Here is a 4450-nt window from a genome sequence, read left to right as displayed (position 1 = left end):
TCTTGCGTTCAAATTCTAGATTAAAGCCAGAATTAGGCAACGACATGAGGGTATACACGGAGTTATTGCGATATGTTAAAGTGACTATAGTTGAAATTACAAAGTCAATCAAACTAACCCGTGCTACTATCCTGGTAGGGCATAAAATAGATCGAGACTTTAGTTTCGATTAAAAGAAAACCTAAAGCTGTTTTTGATTCGACAAAAGACTGCCGCTGACTGAGGCTGAAGTAAAAAACTCCCATGAGCGATCAAAATCCCTACGAAAAACTTGGGGTATCAGAAGAGGCTACCTTCGATGAAATTCAGGATGCTCGTAATCGCCTATTCGAGCAACACAGTGGCGATGCAAAGCATTTAGAAGTAATTGAAGCGGCTTACGATGCGATTTTAATGGATCGCTTACGGATGCGCCAGGAAGGTAAAATTAAAGTCCCTGAGCGTATCCGGTTTCCAGAGTTACGAGTGCAATCACCTCCTAAAGAAAGTCCAACACCTCGTGAGCAGTCACCTGCATGGCTACAACGGATGCTGGATCAACCAACATCTGCGGATATACTTTTACCAGGAGCTTGGTTTCTTGGTTTGAGTTCTATCAGCTTGTTTTACCCCGAGGGAGGTGAGCAGGTTTTGCAGTTAGCATTGGTGGTTGGGGTAGGCACTAGTATTTACTTCCTTAATCGCAAGGAAGGCAAATTTGGCCGAGCAGTTTTGTTTACCCTGGTAAGTTTAATCATTGGCTTAATCGCTGGGGGACTAGTTGCTAGCTGGCTCTTACCACAAATATCATCATTCACCAATCTGGGAACGAATCAGTTCTCTACTGTGATAACGTTTATATTGTTGTGGTTGGTTAGTAGTTTTCTACGGTAAACCGCTATCTGTAAACAAGTTTCTATAAAGAATACATGGTTTATGTGTGTTCTTCTTAAATATATAGAGTCAGGAGTCAGAATACATATTCTGACTCCTGCTTTAATTTGTACGATTAATTAATTCAATCTGTTAGAGCTATAGAGCCTTTCTAGACAAGGTGCTTAGGTTTTAAGACCAAATCTACAGCAGCGCTAAAATCTTTAACGATTAAGTCGGGGTGGTAAAGTTCTAATTGAGTGCGATCGCGGATACCACATTCTACAGCCATCACCTTAATATCATAATTTTTCGCTGCGGTGATGTCGGCTTCCGTATCTCCTACCATCCAAATATCAGTAACCGGGGGCAGTTCTTGTAATGCCCTAGCCATTAACAAAGGCTTATCTTCAATATCACGAGTTTTAACGTAGTCATTACTCAGGCAATAACAACGATTTTCCGGGAAAAATCTCCCTAAATCGTGTTTTTTAAAAGCATAATCTAGTTCTCGGACTCGGCGCATCGTCATAACTGCCAAATCAATTCCAGCTTCTTGAATTTTTAACAGTGCATCCACAGCACCAGGCGCGAGAGTGTCATAGTTGAAATAAGGCTCTGTATGTACAGTTTGCCGCCGCAATTGGGCAAATTCTTGGGCTTGGGCTTCGTCTAATCCTGAATTTAAGGCGATTTGTTTTTCGGGAACGCGCGATCGCTTTAACTGCCAAAATTCCGCTTTCGGAAGTTCTTGCACTACTTGGTTTGGGCGGCGAGTTTTCTCTAAGCAGAATTGATAAACACGGTAGTATCGTTCGGAAACATCAATAATTGGGCCGTCGAAGTCAGTAATCAGTCTTAGCATCGGCGGGAAAAGTTAATTTTTATTAAGTTTATCTTAGATTTATGGCTATTTTTTGAAGGTATCAAGTCTAGCTAAGAGTTATTTTGTAAACTCTTTTTAAGAAAGAATCGACGATGACCTGGAGGAAAATCTTCTAACTCTCCAAATACGTCATAACCCAAGTGCTGATAAAATTCGGGAGCTTGGAAACTGTAGGTAAAAAGATATGCGTGTAAGCAACCACGATTGACAGCTTCTTGTTCTGCGGCCAAAAGAAGTGCTTTTCCATATCCATAACCTCTTAACTCCTCTGCAATCCAGAGAGTACCGATATGAAACCATCCCAAGCCGATAAAACCCTCTAAGCCGCCCACTACCTTTTTTTCTGAATCACGAAGCAATATAAACAGTGGCGTATATTCGTAATCTCCAATTTTACTTACATTGAATTGGTAAAGTTGTTTGTCTACAAAATCAAATTGTTTGGAGTCTGTCTGGCTTTCAATTGATATTTTGTACTCAGGCATCATTGAAGAGTACCACGCTTGATTTGTTCGCTTTCGATGGCTTCAAATAAGGCGCGAAAGTTACCTTCGCCAAAACCTTTAGCTTGGGAACGGCGTTCAATAAATTCAAAGAAAAATGTTGGCTGTTCAAATATTGGCTGAGTGAAAATTTGCAGTAATAAAGGCGCGATTTGTTGTGTCCCATCAAGAGTATATTCTTGCCAATCTACGAGAATTTCTTGTTGAGCGATCGCTTCAATTTCTATATCTGATAATGGAAATCCTGGACGCTGTTTTAATTGGGTGTAATAGCTTTGGGGAACTGAGAGTAAGGATAAATCACTGGCACGAAATTTTGCGATCGCACTTACCAGATTATTTGTCCGCAAGGCAAGATGTTGAATTCCCGGCCCTCGGTTGACATTTAAAAATTCCTGAATTTGGGAATTCCCAGAAGCTGGTTCATTAATTGGCAACTGGACGCTGCCGTTGTGGGAAACCATTACCTGACTGTGTAAAGCAGAACGATTAGTTTTAATTTTAAATGCTTGCTGGGGTTCAAAATCTAAGATATTTTCATACCAAGCAACGGCACGATCCAATTCACCAACGGCCACGTTTAACACGATGTGATCTATGGCGATAAAAGTGTTGTCATTTGTGATTTGTTCTTTGTCATCTGTGTTAGTTACAAATGACGGCGGACAAATGACCAATGACCTTTCGATTAACGTATGAGTCAGTCCACCCCAAGCGGCAATTTTGCCACACTTAAGAAATGCCGTACCTATTTGGCGTTCCTGAATGGGTTGTAGGATTGTAGCACCGTGTTTTTGAGCAAGTGCGATCGCAACTTCTACATCTTCTACAGCAAAAGCAACATCTGCCACACCAGGCGGATATTTACGCAAAAACTCAGCTACTGGACTTGTGGGTAACAGTGGTGAAGATAGAAAAAAGCAGACAGCACCACTTTTCACCACTTCTGTACAGGTGTGAAATGAATTACTGCGATCGGCTACTGATTGAAAACCAAGATGGCGTATAAACCAATCCCGCCATACTTTCGCGTCTTCTACATAGAAATGAACGTGATCAATTTTCATAGATACTGAAAATACAGCATAAAAGTTTATATATCTGTAAATTTTGCCTTTTTTGCTAGATTTTCACTTCTTTCCTAAGCAAGAATTATGTAGACCTACTCCCACTCTAAAAACCTAAAAGAACAGATGACTATCAGGTTGAATATTAATTTCCATTGGTACAGCTTGTGGTTCAGCAGAAAGGGCAAAGAAAATCGCATTGGCAGCAGTTTCAGGACTGAGCATTTTTTTTCGGTCTACTTTTAGGTTGACATTATCCCAGAAAGGAGAATCTACCCCACCAAAGTAGAATAGCGTGAACTTGATACCAAAACGCTTTAGTTCCTCTGCCATGCACTTGCTAAAACCGACAACACCAAACTTAGAAGCAGAATAAGCAGCTGCCATCCCCATTGAATGCTTGCCCAGAATTCCTACCACATTACAGATATGACCAGACTTGCGCTTTTGCATCTCTTCAGCCGCCGCCTGAGTGGTATAAAAGCTGCCTTTTAAGTTGATGTCTAGCATTTTGTCTAAATCAGCAGGTTCCAGGGTGTTGTAGGGTTTGAGTATACCAGCACCAGCTGCATTCACCAAAATATCGATTTGACCAAACTCAGCGATCGTCTTTTCTATCAAAATATCTACTTGTTGGGGGTCAGTAATATCAGTGGGAACGGTCAAAACTTCCCCTGGTAAATCAGTAGCCAGTGTTGTTAAACGAGCTGCATCCCTCGCAGCCAATACCAACCGGACTCCGGTGGGCGCAAGTTTGTGTGTTAAAGCTGAACCAATACCACCTGTAGCACCGACAATAACGACAACTTTATCCTGCATTGTAATATTTACATTTCTTTACATCTGTTTACAGAATACTGGATTACAGGCTCAGATTGCACGTAAACATTCAGAAAGTATCTACTCGCAGGATAGTGCTGTTACCTCATATTCTTTGCCACTTGCTTTTAATGTAAATGTGGGAGACGATTTTAGATATTTAATAAAACTAGAACCCAAGTTTAGTTTTTTAATAATTGAATTAGGAGGTTCTCCGGTTATTTTCTGTAACTCTGAACCTAATTTGGACACAGATAATTTAGTGTTAGGAGAATTTATATGTATATCTTGAATCAAAAGTGTTGAATGTTAAGAGAAATCCG

At 40.6% G+C, this 4450-nt stretch carries 5 protein-coding genes; 1 reads left to right on the top strand and 4 read right to left on the bottom strand.

What is annotated here, in order from left to right:
• Positions 1-243 precede the first annotated feature (243 nt).
• Complete coding sequence (locus VB732_RS31540) at positions 244-873, top strand: CPP1-like family protein (RefSeq protein ID WP_323234789.1); 630 nt, start codon at positions 244-246, stop codon at positions 871-873.
• Between the two features lie 151 nt (positions 874-1024).
• On the opposite strand, the gene VB732_RS31535 is transcribed toward VB732_RS31540, so the two are convergent.
• The 4 genes from VB732_RS31535 to VB732_RS31520 all read right to left on the bottom strand — a co-directional run bounded on the left by VB732_RS31535 (position 1025) and on the right by VB732_RS31520 (position 4127).
• Positions 1025-1717, bottom strand: coding sequence for an HAD family hydrolase (locus VB732_RS31535; protein ID WP_323234788.1), 693 nt, complete (start codon positions 1715-1717; stop codon positions 1025-1027).
• Positions 1718-1788: 71 nt separating this feature from the next.
• Entirely contained in the window at positions 1789-2226 is a 438-nt protein-coding gene (locus tag VB732_RS31530; RefSeq protein ID WP_323234787.1) for a GNAT family N-acetyltransferase, read from the bottom strand.
• Positions 2223-3308, bottom strand: coding sequence for a 4-hydroxyphenylpyruvate dioxygenase (gene hppD, locus VB732_RS31525; protein ID WP_323234786.1), 1086 nt, complete (start codon positions 3306-3308; stop codon positions 2223-2225). The genes VB732_RS31530 and hppD overlap by 4 nt, the downstream gene beginning before the upstream one ends.
• 114 nt (positions 3309-3422) lie before the next feature.
• Positions 3423-4127, bottom strand: a complete 705-nt coding sequence (locus VB732_RS31520; protein ID WP_323234785.1) for an SDR family oxidoreductase — start codon at positions 4125-4127, stop codon at positions 3423-3425.
• Positions 4128-4450: the final 323 nt, after the last annotated feature.

This window comes from Nostoc sp. UHCC 0252 (assembly GCF_034931145.1).
In the GTDB taxonomy this organism is placed as follows: domain Bacteria; phylum Cyanobacteriota; class Cyanobacteriia; order Cyanobacteriales; family Nostocaceae; genus Nostoc.
Note: the sequence above shows the minus strand (reverse complement) of the source record. Positions and strands in the feature narration are given on the sequence as shown.

Excerpts from the sequence above, each read along its gene's own strand:
- hppD (WP_323234786.1), bottom strand. The coding sequence starts at position 3,308 with ATGAAAATTGATCACGTTCATTTCTATGTAGAAGACGCGAAAGTATGG.
- VB732_RS31535 (WP_323234788.1), bottom strand. The coding sequence starts at position 1,717 with ATGCTAAGACTGATTACTGACTTCGACGGCCCAATTATTGATGTTTCC.
- VB732_RS31540 (WP_323234789.1), top strand. The coding sequence starts at position 244 with ATGAGCGATCAAAATCCCTACGAAAAACTTGGGGTATCAGAAGAGGCT.
- VB732_RS31530 (WP_323234787.1), bottom strand. The coding sequence starts at position 2,226 with ATGATGCCTGAGTACAAAATATCAATTGAAAGCCAGACAGACTCCAAA.
- VB732_RS31520 (WP_323234785.1), bottom strand. The coding sequence starts at position 4,127 with ATGCAGGATAAAGTTGTCGTTATTGTCGGTGCTACAGGTGGTATTGGT.